This is a genomic window from Marinomonas pollencensis, from assembly GCF_003387375.1.
Classification (GTDB): Bacteria; Pseudomonadota; Gammaproteobacteria; order Pseudomonadales; family Marinomonadaceae; genus Marinomonas; species Marinomonas pollencensis.
On the sequence record NZ_QUNG01000001.1, the window covers coordinates 446,824 to 463,157 of the forward strand.

The following is a 16,334-nucleotide window of genomic DNA, read 5'->3' on the forward strand; positions in this document are numbered from 1 at the left end:
ATTAGGAAGTAATCGGCATGGGTAGCGCCGATAAATATAGACTAAGTATTCTCGCAACCAGACAAAAAACTGTCAACCCAAAGCCGCAATTTTGCAGGATAAAACTTGCTCTGACACGCACTTCGTGGTGTTATAGCCAGATAATTTGATTAGGAGTTTTACCCATGGCGAATGAGCTCAACCAACAGCGTATTATTGATGAATTTCTGCGCTGCTTTCGTAAAATGTTGATGGACCCAGAGCTTGCTGGAGACCTAGTTCGTATTGCAAAAGAAAACATCAGTGATCCCAATGCTTACCAGCGCATTGCCGAAGAAGTGTCTAATCAGACCACACTTAAAATTCAAGAAGAACACACTGAAGCTGATCGTATGTTTATCAAATTGCTTATGGACGTCGTCAAAGGTGACTCTCAGCTGTATTGATAATTAAACCGGCTAGGTGTCTCTTTCTCAGCACCTAGCTAGACCCCTTTTCTGGAAATTGTTTTGCTTCCTCCTTCTTTTTCTGACCCTCAAGACCTCGTCTCACTAGTTGATGATATTAAGTCATGGGCAATTGAATTTGGCTTTGCTGAAGCCCGCATTGTCGAGCCTGATTTAGAGCAATATCGTGACGGCTTTAACAACTGGCTTGCACAAGACTACCACGCTGGCATGGACTATTTAGCTAACCATGGTGACATTCGCTTTCAGCCTAACAAGCTTCATCCAGGTACCCGCCGCGTCATTTCTTTGCGCATGCACTACTTGCCGCAATCGGTCGCCACTGTAGAGCGCCTCAAAACCAAAAAACAAGCCTATATCGCACGCTACGCCCTCGGTCGTGACTACCACAAATTAATTCGTAAACGCTTAACTCAGCTGGCCAAAAAAATAGAAGAGAGAGTGGGAGAGCATGGCTACCGTGCCTTTGTTGACAGCGCTCCGATACTAGAGCGCCAAGTTGCAGAACAAGCAGGCATGGGATGGATTGGAAAAAACACCCTACTGCTCACCCCCAAAGCTGGCAGTTGGTTTCTGTTAGGGGAAATCTTTACTAACCTGCCGCTTCCGGTTGACCCACCCACTAAAACACGCCACTGCGGCAGCTGTGATGCTTGCCTGACTCAATGCCCAACCGATGCTTTTGTCGAACCTTGGGTGTTGGATGCTGGCAAGTGTATTTCTTACTTAACCATAGAGCACAAAGGTGCTATTCCTGTCGACCTGAGAGCAAAAATGGGCAATCGTATTTTTGGCTGTGATGACTGCCAACTCGTCTGCCCTTGGACGAAATTTGCCAAACACACCACAGAGCAGGACTTTCAGCCAAGACACAATTTGGATGCTGAAGATCTCGTCAGTTTATTCTTGTGGGATGAAACGACATTTTTAAAAAACACAGAGGGCTCGCCAATACGCCGTACAGGGTATGAGAATTGGCGACGAAATATTGCTGTTGCACTGGGTAATGCCCCCACAGAAGCCGCAATTATTGCGGCCCTTGAAAGCGCAGCAGACTCAAACTCAGAGCTGGTAAACGAGCATGTTCGCTGGGCCTTAGAACAACATGACATCCGCCTTAAAGGCGCATAGAAAAACCAAGACTTAGCCTATAACCGCTCCGAATCTTCAACGAAATAGCGGTCAACGCGACTCACCTATTTTCTGCTGAGCTTGAATAACACGATTGCGGCCTTTATCTTTCGCCCCATAAAGCGCCGCATCGGCGCGTTTTAATAACCTAGCTGCCGACTCACCTCTCGCTAATTCAGCAAGCCCTACGCTCATGGTAATATGTATATCATGCTCTTCAAATGAGGCATTTTCTAATGCGATCCGTAATTCTTCAGCCACCGTTGCCGCTTGATCTTGAGCATAATAAGGCAGCAGGATAACAAACTCTTCCCCTCCCCAGCGTGCGACGATTCCTTGATTAGCTACCTTATCGGAAAGCAGTTGGGCCGCTTTTTGCAGCACATGATCTCCAACCTGATGCCCATACCTATCATTAACCAACTTAAAATCATCTAAATCCACCAGCAACAAAGACAAAGCCGTTTGGTGCCTGACAGCTAACTCAACATGCTCCCTAAAGAGCAAATCGAATCGAGAGCGATTGTATACCTGAGTTAAAGCATCCGTGTTCGCCAAAATAGACAACTTTTGATTGAGCTCTATCAAGGTGGCGTTTTTTTCTTCAAGAGAGGCCGTTTTTTCATGGATTCGTGATTCTAGGCTCGCGTTCAATACAGCCAGCTCTTTGCGAGATAAAGCCAGGCTGTGCAGCATGCGATTGATGCTCGCCATCAGCTTCTGATATTCGACAAAACGAGATAACCTAGGGTCCCCCTGAAAGGGCTGAGGCTGATTTAAATCCAAAGACGCTAATTCACGCATCATAATATTCGTAGAGCGAGCGATGACTTTATTAAGCAGGTAGCGCAGTAAAAGCAGTAACAGTAACATTTGCACGCCGAGAAAAAAAAGGCAATGCAAGGCCTGTTGAACAACCGCATGCTTGATTCCCAAGCCTGACACTGTCAAAACAAGTTGTGCCGCGCTGCCAGCTTGAGGAAGTGGGTAAGAGTAAGTGCTCCCACTCTCAATTTCATCGGTTTCAGTACGTTCCACCCGCACCGGCACCACCAAGTCTTGAGTAATGATGGCAGCACTCACGATATTACTTAGGCTTTCTTGATTATCAAGCAAAGGGGCTAATTGCTTTTGCAATTGCGCCTTGTCTGATAAATCTAAAGGAGCCTCCCGTAAAGAGTGCTCAAAATCGCGCGCCAGCTTTGCTGCACTTTGTTGTTGGGCATCCGTTGACTCATAGTAGGTTACCATCAGCACTAGGGTGTAAACACACAAGGCAACAATAAAATAACCAGCTAAAATCTTATATAAAACATACGATGTGAAAGACTGCTGCTTAGCCACAAAAACCTCAATATCATCCATGAAAAGAGCTGTACCTCAAAGCATCTTAACCTGCGCTTAGCCGTGTCATCTTGACCCGTGTCACCCCAGCGCGAAAACCCTACCTTGAAATACCATTCGCTTTATTAATGCAACCACTAAAAGAGTATTAAGCGGGAGGTAAGTTAGCATACTCTCGCCGTTTTCCAACCCTATTTAATCTCTACCCTTAGGCCTTTTTGTTATAACGTATCAAACCTTCTTGCGCCGTCGATGCAACCAACTGCCCTGACTGATTAAATATCTGCCCTCTAACAAAGCCCCTTGACTGACTCGCTGACGGAGAATCGGCAACATACAACAACCACTCATCCAAACGGAATTCACGATGAAACCACATGGCGTGATCTAAGCTGGCAATGTTTAAATAAGGGTTACCTATTGATATGCCGTGGGGCATCAATGCTGTTTCTAAAAAACCATAATCTGTTGTGTAAGCCAGCATGGACTGATGCACTAAAGGGTCATCCGGCAGTTTATCCACACTACGTATCCACATATGTCGCTTAGCAATTCCAGGGCGCGGTCGAAAGGGGTTTTGGTTTTCAACAATGCGATATTCAATAGGCCGATCGGCGGTAAACAACTCTCTTACCTTTTGAGGAATTTCGTCCGCATGCTCCTGGTATAAGGACAGCTCAGACTTAAATAACTCAGGACCAGGCACATTTGGCATGACTTCTTGATGGTCAAACCCTTGCTCCGCTCTTTGAAACGAAATCGTCATCACTAAAATGCTTTTGCCAAACTGAGACGCGGTAACCCGACGCACACTAAAACTGCCCCCATCACGGACGATTTCAACATCGTATTCAATCGGCTGATTAGAATCCCCTGGGCGAAGGAAATAACAATGCAAGGAATGGGGCTGTCTATGCTCCACTGTTTGCGTGGCGGCGCTTAAGCTTTGCCCGACAACTTGCCCGCCAAAGACCTTAGGAAACCCTAAGTCTTGGCTACGACCAATAAACTTTGTCGTGGATAAGCGCTCGAGTCTTAACAGATCAATTAAGTTATTTACTACTTGCTTCATATTTGAACTCTACTGAATATAATTTGAGCTATTATGTAAGTAATTAAAACGGCAAACCTGTGATAAATATGCAGTTACCTAGGAAGCTTGCTCCTTAGTCGCCTATCCCTTTGAATTTGCCCGTTTACGTTTTGCCAAATGTACGTTTTTTTGCTTTGATGGACACTCACTTAACAAGGTATTTCACTTAGTAATGTCATCTTTAATTGATCCATACGGCCGTAAAATTGATTATCTTCGCATTTCGGTAACCGACAAATGTGATTTTCGCTGTACTTATTGTATGGATGAAGATGTTACCTTTTTGCCAAGAAACCAAATCCTCACGCTGGAGGAGATCGTCAAGGTCGCTAAAACTTTTATTGCCATGGGCACCAAGCGCATTCGTATCACGGGTGGCGAACCCTTAGTGCGTAAAAACCTTCTCTGGGCGCTAGAACAAATAAGCAAACAGCCGGGGCTAGAAGAGCTCACTATTACCACCAATGGCTCTCAATTATACAAAATGGCAGAGTCTCTTCTCAATGTAGGGGTTTCTCGGATAAACATCAGCCTAGACACCCTAAAAGCAGATCGTTTTTACGCCCTGACACGACGCGATAAATTTCAGCAAGTCATCGATGGTATTGAAAAAGCCGCTTCCTTAGATTTTAAGAAGTTGAAAATCAATAGCGTCATGCTTAAACACCATAATGACGATGAATTGCAGAACCTTGCGCAATTTGCGCTAGACCGACAGATGGACATTAGTTTCATAGAAGAGATGCCATTAGGCGTCATTACCGACCATGACCGAGCCGCAGCCTATTTGTCCAGCGATGAAGTAATAGAGCGACTTGAAACAAACTTTTCGCTCACTGAAAGCCAACACATTTCCAGTGGCCCTACTCGCTATTACGACGTTGCCGGCTATCGAGGGAGAATTGGCGTCATATCTCCACATAGCCACAATTTTTGCGACACCTGCAATCGTATTAGATTAACCGCCGAAGGGCGCTTGCTACTTTGCCTAGGTAATGAACACTCCAAAGATCTCAAACCTTTTTTAAGAGCGCCACAACAAGCCATGTCATTGGAACAAGGCATTATCGATGCGTTGGCGTTAAAACCGCTTAAACACCACTTTAATCTTGAAGAAGCCCCACAAATACTTCGTTTTATGAGCGCAACTGGAGGCTAAATAAGGACCCCTAATGAGTAAAATTCCAACCCCATTTCGACCATTGCAAATCAGTGTGTTAACGGTTTCAGATACACGCTCACTTGCCGAAGACACCTCAGGAGACGCACTGATTGCTCATCTTAGCGCAGCAGGACATTCACTTTATCAACGCCAACTAGTGAAAGACGATGTGTATGCCATGCGCGCGGTTGTCTCCCAATGGATAGCAGATTCTAACAATCATGTTGTATTAATCACTGGCGGCACGGGTTTTTATTCCCGCGACAGCACCCCGGAAGCGATGATTCCTTTATTTGATAAGCAAATAGAAGGTTTTGGCGAACTCTTTCGACAGATTTCTTACGAGGAAATAGGCACTTCTACTATTCAATCTCGCGCGGTCGCAGGCCTGGCAAATAAAACGCTTATATTCTGTTTACCAGGTTCGACAGGCGCTTGCCACACCGCCTGGAATGGCATTCTTAAAGAGCAATTGGACGCCACTCACCGCCCTTGTAACTTTGTTGAATTGCTCCTTGGTGCTTATCAACCAAAACTGCACAAGGTATAAAATGATGTCTGAGCTATTGCCCTTTGAAGAAGCTCTTGCCGCGATGGAAAATATCCAGAGCACACCACCTAATGAAGAACAAATTGAGCTAAATAAAGCCCTAGGTCGTATCACTTGTAACGACATTATTGCCACGAGTTTTGTGCCACCTGATGACAATAGCGCCATGGATGGCTATGCCTTTCGCTTCTGTGATTGGAGTCCTGAAAAAGTTTTCCCGATCAGCCAGCGAGTGCCCGCTGGACAGGCCCCAGCCCCTCTTGAAGAAGGCACCTGTGCACGTATTTTTACTGGTGCAAACATTCCCAAAGGCGCAGATACCGTAATTATGCAAGAGGAAGCACAACCACAAGAGGCTGGAATCCTCTTTCCTCACGCCAAGGCCAACAGCAACATTCGCCCACAAGGGCAGGACATTAAAAAAGGCCAAGTGATTATTCATAAAGGCACGAAAATCACACCAATGCATATTGGCTTACTGTCGAGTTTGGGACAAACAAAAGTCTCCGTTTTTTGCCCCCTCAAAGTCGGCATTTTAACCACAGGTGATGAGTTAATTCCTGCGGGAAACACACTTGCAGAAGGCCAGATTTTTAATTCGAATGGCCCCATGCTAAGCGCGCTCATCACGCAAGCTGGCTATCAGGTTTCTCAGTGCCTACATGCAAAGGACTCCCCACAAGCAACCGAATCTGCCATTCAAACTCTGCTTGAATGCAGTGATGTGATTCTGTCATCAGGTGGCGTGTCGGTAGGAGAAGAAGACCATGTTAAAACTGTGCTGGAGAAGCTCGGTAAGGTTCACTTATGGAAAATAGCCATTAAACCGGGTAAACCGTTAGTCCATGCGACCTTGGGCAACACCCCTTTTCTCGGCTTACCTGGCAACCCTAGCTCCACTTTGGTGACCTATCATTGGTTTGCTCGACGCTTACTCGCACGCTGTGCAGGACAAGAAAATCTATTCGATATTTCCTACCCAGTAGACGCCGGCTTTAATCGGAGTAAAACCATTAAACGAGACGAGTTCTTACGCGTTTCAATCAGCTCTGATGGTTTAGCCTATGCACACCCACAACAAAGCTCTGGCGCCTTAATCGCGGCCTGCGAAAGCCAAGGGTATTTACACATCAAAGCGCACACGCCAATCGAGTATGGCTGTTCTTACGCTTTTTACCCGTTTTCAGGGTTCTAGCCCCATCACTAGCTAGCAATAAGACACGCTACTTAGTCGGCTGGCCTTCTTCTTCGATAAAGGCGTGTCTTAATAAACCACGAAACCATTGATGGGCTGGATCGTGTTGAAAACGCTCATGCCAAATCATGGAGTAATCAAATGGGCGACTCGCAAAAGGCAACTCATATAATGCTAACCCTGATGCGGTCGCCACCATGTCTTCCGCAAACAGACGCGGCACCGTCAATAATAAATCACTGTCCATCACCACCCTAGCCGCTGGCACAAAAGTGGGTAACTGAACTGTCACATGACGCTTATGCCCCAGCCGATCCAGCTCTTTATCAACAGCAAAATAGGCTCTACGTCCCAGTACAACCTGCACATGATTCGACTGTAAATACGCTTCTAGAGTCAACTCCCCATGAATTTTAGGGTGCCCTTTACGCGCCAGACACACCATATAATCACTTTTCAAACGCATTGCCCTAATACCACCAGGAGGCTCTTTGGAAAGCACCGCTACCGCTAAATCTACCTCCATATGATCCAGCTCATTGGCGGTTTCTTCATCCCAAGCTTTCACATCCAAAATAGCATTGGGTGCAGCCTGCTGAAAACGATCTAACATTTTTGGCAAAACAGTTAAGGTACCAAAATCTGTGGTAGACAATACAAACCGACGCTGACTGGTTAAAGGCGTAAACTCACTTGGCTGAATCAAGCTTTCTAAGCCTTTTAACATATCAATCAGCACTGGAGTGAGTGTTTGAGTTTTCGTGGTGGGCGATAAGCCATGGGAGGTGCGAACAAACAGCGGGTCATCAAAGATATCCCTCAACCTAGAAAGCGATCGGCTAACCGCTGGCTGAGAAACATCCAGTCGGGCAGCGGCCTTGGTCACATTTAACTCTTCGATCAGGACTCGAAAAATATACAGTAAGTTTAGATCGATATCTGACAATCTTATTTCTGACAAGCGATTACTCCACCCAATAAGCCCAACAAGCCACCACTTTAATAATTAATTGGCTATGTCGCGGATTTGCTTAGAAGACATGCCTAGCAGGTATAAAATGCCATCTAAACCTAAATTATTCATAGGGCATGGGGCCTGCTCTCTAACCAGAGGCTTAGCATGCAATGCAACACCTAAAGCCGCTTTGTTAAGCATTAATAGGTCATTCGCACCATCGCCACACGCCAAGGTCTGGGCCCAATTAACCCCTGTATTTGCCACGATCTCAGACAACAACAGCTGTTTACGCTCAGCATCGACTATTGGTCCTAAATGCTTGCCTGTTAGCTTGCCCGCTTCTATTTCCAGTACATTGGCATGAACTTCCGCCATTGCATATTGATGCTGCACTCGATCTGCAAAATAAGTAAAGCCACCGGAAAGTATAGCAGTGTGCCAGCCAAAGTGATGTAACACCTTCATCAAGGTTTCAATGCCATCCATATGTACAATACGCTGATAGACGCCGTCCATCACATCGCTGCCTAGACCTTTTAATAGTGAAAGGCGCTGTACGAAGCTTTCCACAAAATCAATTTCACCACGCATTGCACTGGCCGTCACAGCGGCAATCTGCTCACCAATTCCTGCCTCTACCGCCAATTCATCCATTACCTCGGCTTTAATCAAGGTTGAATCCATATCAAATACAGCCACCCCTTGCTGATATAAGTCAGGTGTTTTTGATTGATAAATATGATCAATTTTTGTTGTGTCTGATAGCGCCAACAATGTTTGCTTAATATTGGCAAGCTGCTCATCAGGCAAGGCTTGCTCAAGCGCCACTTTAACCACGGTGTAAGCGTCTTGATCATCGCTCAATGTGTTGAACGTCCCAATGAGATGATGTTCATTTAACCAAGACTCAAATTGATTTAAATAAGCGTGTTGAAAAGACCCAATTAAAGTGATGCTGGCAGACATAAAAGCTCCTAATACAATAATCGCGCTACTATACCAAATAGCCCCATAGAAACTAAGCACTGCTTGCACTTTAAAGAACCAAGAAAAACAATGACACCCTGTGTATACTTTAGCGATTGTTTTATTGGTGAGTTTGAAGGACGTAAATGGAGACGCACATCAAAACCAAAAAATTAACACTTTTCCTCAAGAAAAGATTAACGGCATCCGCGGCCATTATCACGACATTCACTGGCTTGATGGTACTCACAGTCTGTCTTATTTGGTTTACTATGACTCAAGCTCTAGGGAGCTATTTGAACCAGCAAACCGAAGTGTTAGGCAGTAGCCTAGCCACTCAAGCGGCGTTCAATGCAACTCAATCCATCCTAACCAATGATTTATTAAGCTTGAATGTATTGCTGAACCGACTCGTGGTGGATGACAATATTCTCAGCGCTAGAGTCTACAATAAAAAAGACGAGCTGCTTGCCGAAGCAGACAGTGGTAACTCTGATGTTTCTAAAAATATCGACTTAAGACCTTCTGATAAACACCGCCTTTACAGCTCCAGCATTCGGTTTCGCGATGAAGTCGTTGGCCATGTTTTAATCACCCTGGATAGGACGCCAACCCAATCAACCCTTAAACACCTTAGCAATTTGCTTATTGGGGTCTCCATTTTTATCTGTGCAATCGCATTGTTATTGGTGATTCTGCTAGCTCGCTGGCTCTTTTCACCCATCAACGACGCCACCGATGCCTTAAAGGCATTAGCAAAAGGACATAAAGATACCCCTTTACCAAGCCCGTCATTTAAAGAAGGTCGTAAACTGTGCCAAGCCATTCAAAGCGTACAAACACTGGATTGGCCCATCAAAGAAGAGCCCGTGACGATCAAACCTGAGAGCCTTGAGCCTGCTAGCAAAACACAACTGGAAATGGACTTTGATAAAATCTTTGAAGAATCCAACAAGCGTAGCTGCCTGCTTTACTTTGACATCCTCAATATAAATGACTGGCACGAGGAAATGACGCAACTGCAAGTAGCCAATTTATTAACCCCGATATACCGTGCTATGTTTCAAGCCAGTGAAACCTTTATGGGGCAGGTACATCAATATAACAATGATTCTGTGGTTATCTTTTTCAGCGCGTCCACCAGTAAAGACAACCTATACCTTAACGCCATTAGCACTGGGCAACTCTTTTTAGGTCTTATGGAAGAGCTGCTGAACAATGAACTATATCAAGACACTCCAACACTGAACTTCCACCTTGGCTTGCACAAAGGAGGTCCAGAAATCACTGAAATGATGGCGACCAACACGTTTGATCGCCAAGCAATTCAACCCTTGCTCAACCAGGTCGAACAACTCAGTCACTCACAGAGCGTCAATAAACTAGTACTCAGTGACTCTATTTTTATGCTGAATGATATCCAACATCGTGTTTTTACAGGCCTGCCTGAAGTTATCGATATCGATGGCGATGAGGTATTGGCTTACGAAGTAAAAGGCATGGCCGAAAAGCTTCAAGAAAAAGTAAAGCAAAAACGTTTTGAAATACAGCAACACCAACTCGAATAAAATACGTTTTACAGAAACAACAAAGCCAGCTTGATAAAGCCGCTCAATCATGAGCACTCTATCTTGCTGGCTTTGCTTAGCGCAACTTAGCGCAACTTAGCGAGTAGAAGTAGGCACAAGCCCTCTCGCCTAGCTGTCAAAGCGAATAACATCGTCCAATGAAAGACCTTCTTTGTCCATCATTAGTCTTAGCTTACGCAGTGCTTCGACTTGAATCTGTCTTACTCGTTCACGGGTCAAACCAATCTCAGCGCCCACATCTTCAAGCGTACTAGGCTCATAACCACGCAACCCAAAACGTCGCGCTATCACTTCACATTGTTTTTCATTCAGCTCGCTCAACCAGCCCTCTATATTCTGTAATACATCCCCTTCCTGACGATCCTCTTCAGGTCCCTGATGCTGAGTGTCTGCAAGTACTTCAACTAAGCTTTTGTCATTATCCTCGCCACCCACAGGAGAATCTATTGAACTCACCCGCTCATTAAGGCCGAGCATTTTCTGCACATCCTCAACCGGACGATCTAGCATAAAGGCGATTTCCTCTGCGCTCGGCTCATGATCCAGCTTCTGTGTTAGCTCACGGGCTGCTCGCAGATACACGTTCAACTCTTTGACCACATGAATCGGCAAACGAATAGTTCGCGTTTGGTTCATTATGGCTCGCTCAATGGTCTGACGTATCCACCAAGTGGCATAAGTCGAGAAACGAAATCCCCGTTCTGGATCGAATTTTTCTACGGCTCGAATCAGGCCTAAATTACCTTCTTCTATCAGATCTAATAATGATAAGCCCCGGTTTAAATAGCGACGTGAAATTTTCACTACTAAACGCAAATTACTTTCAATCATACGCTTGCGGGCTTTTTCATCGCCTTTCAATGACAACCTAGCGAAATACACCTCTTCCTCAGCAGAAAGTAGGGGAGAGAAACCAATTTCGCTCAAATATAACTGCGTAACATCTAGCACTTTTCCACTGTCATCATCGCTATAACGAGCGCTAACAGCAGACTCAAACTCTTCATCTGTTGTATCAACTAATTCATTGTTATCTACATCAGGGTCATAATTAGACGTGTCTGGAATTCGTTTTGCTGCACTATTATTCGTTTCAATTGCTTTCATATTTCCTCCTTGTCCCCAGCTTTCTTTTATTTTCGGGGGAGTACTTTTAGCGGATCTATAGGTTGCCCATCACGACGAACTTCAAAATGCAGTAATGATTTTTCACTGCCTTTACCACCGATCACAGCCAGTGCATCACCAGCGCGAACAGCTTGTTGCTCTTTTACCAGAATCCTTTCGTTGTATGCATAAGCGCTAAGATAAACATCGTTATGTTTCACTATGACTAAATTGCCATAGCCAATCAAACCACTTCCCGCATAAACCACAGTTCCATTTGCAGCGGCTTTTACTAAATTGCCTTTTTGCCCCTTAATGTCTATACCTTTACTACTAACTCCGCCGCTTGAAAACCCCTTGACCACGGTACCATTAATTGGCCAGTGCCAAGATGAGACGACATTTGAACTTGAACTAGAAGATTTCGAAGCGACTTTTGGACGCGGTTTGGTTTTTTGCAGTTGGATATCTGAGGCGCTTTTTTTAACAACTGGGGCCCTAGACGGAGCTCTGGCTGGAGTAGCTTTGACGCTTTTCGCCATGGATCGACCTTTACTTCTTAGCCAAATTTTTTGCTTTGGATAAATAGTATAAGGCGAACGGATTTTGTTTAAACTCGCCACTTCTCTATAGTCAAGCCCATAGCTAAAAGCAATAGAAAACAAAGTTTCACCGCGTTTAACTCGATGATAACCAGAAGAAGGAACGGAACTCACACTAGCATTATTTGAGCGGTAGGATTGGCTGTTTTTGTTAGGAAAGTTAATGACCTGATAAGAACAGCCAGAAATAAAAAAACACAGCAACACCCCAACCTTAATTCCCCAGGAAGAGAGCCATGCCGTCGTTTTTTTAGACACAAAATTATTGATAACCTACCACCTCAAAAGTCACCTAAAAAACGAAAATATTACTTGTATGTTTTTCGTAAAGAAATGTAAGAAATAAGCAGAACACTCAAGAAACCCGCAAAAACAAAGATCAAAGGAAGCAATAAATTCTCCCAAGTTTGATAGCTAGCCGATTGCCAAGGCAGTATTAAATGTCCTTCTAATGGCAGTTTTTTATCACCAACAGTGACCCAAGCATCTGTCACTTTCCATGGCCAAACCTTCACCAAAGCACCTAACATAATACCCGTCAAAAGGGCTAAGGTCGTTTGCTTTGCATGCTGCAGCAAAGCATTAAGCAGTTTAGAAAAACTCAGCAGGCCCAGCAAAGCACCACTGGCAAAAATCGCCATAACCATTAAATCTAGGCTTTTAATCGCACCAATAATAAACCCATACATTCCCATCATCAGCAGCAAAAAACTACCTGAAATGCCTGGCAATAGCATGGCGCAAATAGCAATCATGCCTGATATAAAGATCATTGTATTTGAAATGTCTATTTGTATCGGCACGATCAGCGAAACCGCGGCACCAATCCCCACACCGATCAATAAAAGCAACAGATGACGCCCTGAAAACCCTTCTATCTGAGACGTTAAAAAAAACGCCGACGCCAAAATCAAACCAAAAAAGAAACTCCATAAATATTCAGGGTATGTCCCTAGTAAATGAGCGATTAGGCCTGCAATAGCAAAAATACTGGTTAAAATGCCAAGCCCAAGAGGCAATAAAAAACGCCCATCAAAATGCGCCCATAAGCCTTTAAAGTCCCCTTTACTAAGCAACTTAATACTGTCTTTATTAACACCACTTAATGCCTGAATTAAACGATCATAGAGACCTAATATAAACGCGATAGTACCACCTGATACACCAGGAACAACATCGGCTGCTCCCATCATTACACCACCCAGATATATTTTTAGCCAATTAGGCATATTCTTTACCTTCTAATAAGGGAACAAAATGCGCTGGCGCCGTTCCTAAACATTTCCACTGTTGACCTTTCTTTTGCCAGCAACCGATACAGGACGCTGGGCTATCAATTGGCATAATCAGAATGCCATTCTCTTTCAGGCAGTCGGTGAGTGCCAAAGGCACCTTACTTGCCATAGCGGTAATAATAACCGCATCCATGTCGATTTTTTGTGGCCATCCTGCCTGCCCATCACCAAAGTGACACTCCACATTATTCACCGACATTTTAGCCAAACGTTCTTTCGCTAATAAATACAAAGACTCTTGGCGCTCTATGGTATGAACTTTATTAAAGAAATGCGCCAATATGGCTGTCTGATAGCCAGACCCAGTGCCAATTTCCAACACACGACCACGACGCGCATGCTCTAATAGCCATTGGCTCATGCGTGCAACAGTGAGTGGCTGACTGATGGTTTGGTTACGACCAATGGGTAATGGTGTTGCTGAATAGGCAAGATGAGAAAAAGCAGGCTCAACAAACTCATGGCGAGCAAGCCCTCCCATCACAGCTAACAACTCTAAATGATGAATGCCCTGCTCTTTTAACTGAGCCACCATTTGAGCCGTTCTCGGCTCTGTATGCTTTACCAACCAGTTCAGATCGTATGGACTCATAACGTCAATGAAACAACCCAATCTTCTAACGGTTTTCTGGCTTCATGGCAGGTCATATCCGTGTGAATTGGAGTGATCGAGACATACCCTTCTTCAACCGCATGAAAGTCTGTTCCAGGTGATGCATCATGGGGCTCAGAAAGCGCGCCAATCCAAAAGCTCGGCAAGCCTTTAGGGTGTTGCGCGCTGATCGCCTCTTGTGCTCGATGGCGATAACCTAAGCGGGTAACTTGAACCCCTTTCAGCTGCTCATAAGGTACATCCGGCACATTGATGTTTAATAATATACCAGGCGCCAAAGTGAGCCTTGAGGAGTCTTCTATCAATTGCTGAACCACTTTAGCAGCCGTTTCAAAATAGGTGTCTCCCACTAAAGAAACAGCCAATGCAGGACGCCCAAGATGACGCGCTTCCATTGCCGCCGCCACCGTTCCAGAGTAAATAACATCATCCCCTAGATTTGCACCATGGTTAATACCAGAAACCACAAGGTCGACTTGTCCAGCAATGACTCCCGATAGAGCCAGATTGACACAATCTGTTGGTGTGCCATCCACTCGATAACTGTTTTCAGATACCTTAGTTGGCTGCAATGGCCTGGTTAAGGTAAGAGAGTTACTTGCCCCACTGCGATTACGATCTGGGGCAACCACTAACACTTCATAGTCCGTTGCTAAATTAAGCGCTAGCGTTTGTATCCCTAGCGCATCGATACCATCGTCATTGGCGATCAATATTCTCATGATGTTTCTCTACTGACATGTCTCTAAAATCCATCATTTCGCGCAATATACTGGTCGCAAAACACCCTTTAGACAAAGAGAACTCAACAATAAGCTGTGGCTTCTCATTAGCCCCTTGTAGCAATTCCCAGGCCATATTCATTGGCATTAACCTAGCCAGCCGACTCTCTCGAGAAAGGCCAAAATTAATTAACGCCTCAACCAGTTCTTGATTACCTGACAAACTTTCTTTTATCGCCAACTCACGCTGTGGCCCAGTGCCGGCTTCCCAGCCTTCACAAATCAGCGGCAACACTGGATGAACACCTCCTTGCATTGCCGTCAAATGCAGTCCTGCAGTCATATCCTTCACACGGAACTGCTCATCTTTTGCCTGATATTGAGCAATATCTCCATCACACAGGCGAGCCCACATCCCCGATTCGACCTGTTGACTCAGCGCTTCATTGAAACACCAAGAACGAATTGCAGATAACCAGAAGGATTCGGTCTTCGCCAGCTTGTTGCGGCCTTGCCTACCTTTAAGCACAAAGCCTTTGCCGTTATGCAAATTATTGCCGTTTATACCAAAGCGCTGAGGACCATAATAGTTTGGCACACCGCCTAATTTAATGAGCTCAAGACGGCTTTGTAATTCATCTAAATCCCCTTCAAGCTCACGTAATCTGAGGACAAAACGATTCGCAATATGACTGCCTGTTCGCAACTTTTTAGAATGGCGAGTTTGGCGAATAACACGCACACTTTCGGGTTCACGAAATGCATCTTGAATCCCAGAAAGATCTGGCGTTTGATTCAACACATGAAGACAAAACCACTGCCGTGTACAGGCATGACGATCTTTGACGCCACTATAGGTCACTTTATTAGGGGCAATACCCGCAATTTGAGCCAAGCGTTTCGCTAAGAAATCGGTGTTTACACCTTGTTTTTCAACAAAAACAAAACAGAACTCACCTTGTTCATCCGGCTCAAAACCCAGCACTTCCTCGACATAAAAGTCCTGCACATAAGTTTTTAAATCACCGCTAATCGTTGGCTTTGACCAAGCATATCGCCATTCGGTATTCATCATTCACCCTGCTTCACTATCAGCGCGACTGCCTCAACGGCAATCCCTTCTTTACGGCCGGTAAAGCCCAATTTTTCAGTGGTGGTCGCTTTCACATTTACCTGCTCTATGGTGACTTCTAAATCAGCAGCAATGTTCGCTCGCATTAAATCAATATAGGGACGCATTTTCGGCGCTTGGGCAATAATAGTGACATCCACATTGCCCACTATAAAACCCAATTTTTGAATTTCTTGGTAGGCGCGCTTTAATAAGATTCGGCTGTCCGCCCCAGCAAAAGCAGGGTCCGTATCAGGAAAGTGGGTACCAATATCCCCTAACGCAGCCCCGCCTAGCAAAGCATCGGTTAATGCATGCAGCACCACATCCCCATCGGAATGAGCAACCAAACCTTGAGAATAAGGAATACGCTCCCCACCCAAAATAATATGATCCCCATCGCCAAATTTATGTACATCAAAACCATGACCGATACGAAACGGTACCATG

Annotated in this window: 17 protein-coding genes; 6 read left to right on the plus strand and 11 right to left on the minus strand. The window is 44.9% G+C overall.

Annotated elements, in window-relative coordinates:
* Window positions 1–164: 164 nt before the first annotated feature.
* Together DFP81_RS02035 and queG are read left to right on the plus strand one after the other, a co-directional pair.
* Window positions 165–425, plus strand: coding sequence for a hypothetical protein (locus DFP81_RS02035; RefSeq protein WP_115896086.1), 261 nt, complete (start codon window positions 165–167; stop codon window positions 423–425).
* 63 nt (window positions 426–488) lie between these two features.
* Window positions 489–1,577, plus strand: coding sequence for a tRNA epoxyqueuosine(34) reductase QueG (queG, locus tag DFP81_RS02040; protein WP_115896087.1), 1,089 nt, complete (start codon window positions 489–491; stop codon window positions 1,575–1,577).
* A gap of 51 nt (window positions 1,578–1,628) precedes the next feature.
* On the opposite strand, the gene DFP81_RS02045 is transcribed toward queG, so the two are convergent.
* Window positions 1,629–2,942 (minus strand): GGDEF domain-containing protein, encoded by a 1,314-nt coding sequence (locus DFP81_RS02045; RefSeq protein WP_115896088.1) that lies wholly within the window; start codon window positions 2,940–2,942, stop codon window positions 1,629–1,631.
* 187 nt (window positions 2,943–3,129) lie between these two features.
* Complete coding sequence (locus tag DFP81_RS02050) at window positions 3,130–3,993, minus strand: acyl-CoA thioesterase (protein ID WP_115896089.1); 864 nt, start codon at window positions 3,991–3,993, stop codon at window positions 3,130–3,132.
* 193 nt (window positions 3,994–4,186) lie between these two features.
* Between DFP81_RS02050 and moaA the strand changes: the two genes are divergently transcribed.
* Genes moaA through DFP81_RS02065 form a run of 3 tightly spaced genes read left to right on the plus strand, consistent with a single transcriptional unit; the run spans window position 4,187 to window position 6,921 of the window.
* A complete protein-coding gene (gene moaA / locus DFP81_RS02055; RefSeq protein ID WP_115896090.1) occupies window positions 4,187–5,173 on the plus strand; it encodes a GTP 3',8-cyclase MoaA in 987 nt (328 codons plus the stop codon).
* 13 nt (window positions 5,174–5,186) lie between these two features.
* Window positions 5,187–5,726 carry a molybdenum cofactor biosynthesis protein B gene (gene moaB, locus DFP81_RS02060; protein ID WP_115896091.1) on the plus strand — a complete coding sequence of 180 codons (540 nt, stop codon included), beginning with the start codon at window positions 5,187–5,189 and terminating at the stop codon, window positions 5,724–5,726.
* A 1-nt stretch (window position 5,727) separates the two neighbouring features.
* The gene (locus tag DFP81_RS02065; RefSeq protein ID WP_245959056.1) at window positions 5,728–6,921 is read left to right on the plus strand and encodes a molybdopterin molybdotransferase MoeA; all 1,194 of its coding nucleotides are present in this window, start codon (window positions 5,728–5,730) and stop codon (window positions 6,919–6,921) included.
* A 28-nt stretch (window positions 6,922–6,949) separates the two neighbouring features.
* Here DFP81_RS02065 and DFP81_RS02070 read toward each other — a convergent pair whose 3' ends face one another.
* Both DFP81_RS02070 and serB read right to left on the minus strand, forming a co-directional pair.
* Window positions 6,950–7,882, minus strand: coding sequence for a LysR family transcriptional regulator (locus DFP81_RS02070; protein WP_115896092.1), 933 nt, complete (start codon window positions 7,880–7,882; stop codon window positions 6,950–6,952).
* A 45-nt stretch (window positions 7,883–7,927) separates the two neighbouring features.
* Window positions 7,928–8,845, minus strand: coding sequence for a phosphoserine phosphatase SerB (gene serB / locus DFP81_RS02075; RefSeq protein ID WP_115896093.1), 918 nt, complete (start codon window positions 8,843–8,845; stop codon window positions 7,928–7,930).
* A 146-nt stretch (window positions 8,846–8,991) separates the two neighbouring features.
* Between serB and DFP81_RS02080 the strand changes: the two genes are divergently transcribed.
* Complete coding sequence (locus DFP81_RS02080) at window positions 8,992–10,413, plus strand: AhpA/YtjB family protein (RefSeq protein ID WP_115896094.1); 1,422 nt, start codon at window positions 8,992–8,994, stop codon at window positions 10,411–10,413.
* A 129-nt stretch (window positions 10,414–10,542) separates the two neighbouring features.
* Here the strand turns inward: DFP81_RS02080 and rpoS are convergent, their stop codons facing one another.
* The 7 genes from rpoS to ispF are packed head-to-tail and all read right to left on the minus strand — an operon-like array spanning window position 10,543 to window position 16,333.
* A complete protein-coding gene (gene rpoS, locus DFP81_RS02085) occupies window positions 10,543–11,541 on the minus strand; it encodes an RNA polymerase sigma factor RpoS (RefSeq protein ID WP_115896095.1) in 999 nt (332 codons plus the stop codon).
* A gap of 26 nt (window positions 11,542–11,567) precedes the next feature.
* Window positions 11,568–12,401, minus strand: a complete 834-nt coding sequence (locus DFP81_RS02090) for a peptidoglycan DD-metalloendopeptidase family protein (protein WP_245959057.1) — start codon at window positions 12,399–12,401, stop codon at window positions 11,568–11,570.
* A 50-nt stretch (window positions 12,402–12,451) separates the two neighbouring features.
* The gene (locus DFP81_RS02095) at window positions 12,452–13,372 is read right to left on the minus strand and encodes a DUF368 domain-containing protein (RefSeq protein WP_115896096.1); all 921 of its coding nucleotides are present in this window, start codon (window positions 13,370–13,372) and stop codon (window positions 12,452–12,454) included.
* On the minus strand, window positions 13,365–14,030 hold the full coding sequence (locus DFP81_RS02100) for a protein-L-isoaspartate(D-aspartate) O-methyltransferase (protein WP_115896097.1): 666 nt from the start codon (window positions 14,028–14,030) through the stop codon (window positions 13,365–13,367). Before DFP81_RS02100 ends, DFP81_RS02095 begins: the two co-directional genes overlap by 8 nt.
* Complete coding sequence (gene surE / locus DFP81_RS02105; RefSeq protein ID WP_115896098.1) at window positions 14,027–14,773, minus strand: 5'/3'-nucleotidase SurE; 747 nt, start codon at window positions 14,771–14,773, stop codon at window positions 14,027–14,029. The genes DFP81_RS02100 and surE overlap by 4 nt, the downstream gene beginning before the upstream one ends.
* Window positions 14,751–15,848, minus strand: coding sequence for a tRNA pseudouridine(13) synthase TruD (gene truD / locus DFP81_RS02110; protein ID WP_245959058.1), 1,098 nt, complete (start codon window positions 15,846–15,848; stop codon window positions 14,751–14,753). The genes surE and truD overlap by 23 nt, the downstream gene beginning before the upstream one ends.
* Window positions 15,845–16,333 carry a 2-C-methyl-D-erythritol 2,4-cyclodiphosphate synthase gene (gene ispF / locus DFP81_RS02115; RefSeq protein WP_115896100.1) on the minus strand — a complete coding sequence of 163 codons (489 nt, stop codon included), beginning with the start codon at window positions 16,331–16,333 and terminating at the stop codon, window positions 15,845–15,847. Before ispF ends, truD begins: the two co-directional genes overlap by 4 nt.
* Window position 16,334: the final 1 nt, after the last annotated feature.

Excerpts from the sequence above, each read along its gene's own strand:
- moaA (WP_115896090.1), top strand. The coding sequence starts at position 4,187 with ATGTCATCTTTAATTGATCCATACGGCCGTAAAATTGATTATCTTCGC.
- DFP81_RS02035 (WP_115896086.1), top strand. The coding sequence starts at position 165 with ATGGCGAATGAGCTCAACCAACAGCGTATTATTGATGAATTTCTGCGC.
- rpoS (WP_115896095.1), bottom strand. The coding sequence starts at position 11,541 with ATGAAAGCAATTGAAACGAATAATAGTGCAGCAAAACGAATTCCAGAC.
- DFP81_RS02045 (WP_115896088.1), bottom strand. The coding sequence starts at position 2,942 with ATGGATGATATTGAGGTTTTTGTGGCTAAGCAGCAGTCTTTCACATCG.
- serB (WP_115896093.1), bottom strand. The coding sequence starts at position 8,845 with ATGTCTGCCAGCATCACTTTAATTGGGTCTTTTCAACACGCTTATTTA.
- surE (WP_115896098.1), bottom strand. The coding sequence starts at position 14,773 with ATGAGAATATTGATCGCCAATGACGATGGTATCGATGCGCTAGGGATA.
- moaB (WP_115896091.1), top strand. The coding sequence starts at position 5,187 with ATGAGTAAAATTCCAACCCCATTTCGACCATTGCAAATCAGTGTGTTA.
- DFP81_RS02100 (WP_115896097.1), bottom strand. The coding sequence starts at position 14,030 with ATGAGTCCATACGATCTGAACTGGTTGGTAAAGCATACAGAGCCGAGA.
- DFP81_RS02050 (WP_115896089.1), bottom strand. The coding sequence starts at position 3,993 with ATGAAGCAAGTAGTAAATAACTTAATTGATCTGTTAAGACTCGAGCGC.
- DFP81_RS02080 (WP_115896094.1), top strand. The coding sequence starts at position 8,992 with ATGGAGACGCACATCAAAACCAAAAAATTAACACTTTTCCTCAAGAAA.
- ispF (WP_115896100.1), bottom strand. The coding sequence starts at position 16,333 with ATGGTACCGTTTCGTATCGGTCATGGTTTTGATGTACATAAATTTGGC.
- truD (WP_245959058.1), bottom strand. The coding sequence starts at position 15,848 with ATGATGAATACCGAATGGCGATATGCTTGGTCAAAGCCAACGATTAGC.
- DFP81_RS02095 (WP_115896096.1), bottom strand. The coding sequence starts at position 13,372 with ATGCCTAATTGGCTAAAAATATATCTGGGTGGTGTAATGATGGGAGCA.
- DFP81_RS02065 (WP_245959056.1), top strand. The coding sequence starts at position 5,728 with ATGATGTCTGAGCTATTGCCCTTTGAAGAAGCTCTTGCCGCGATGGAA.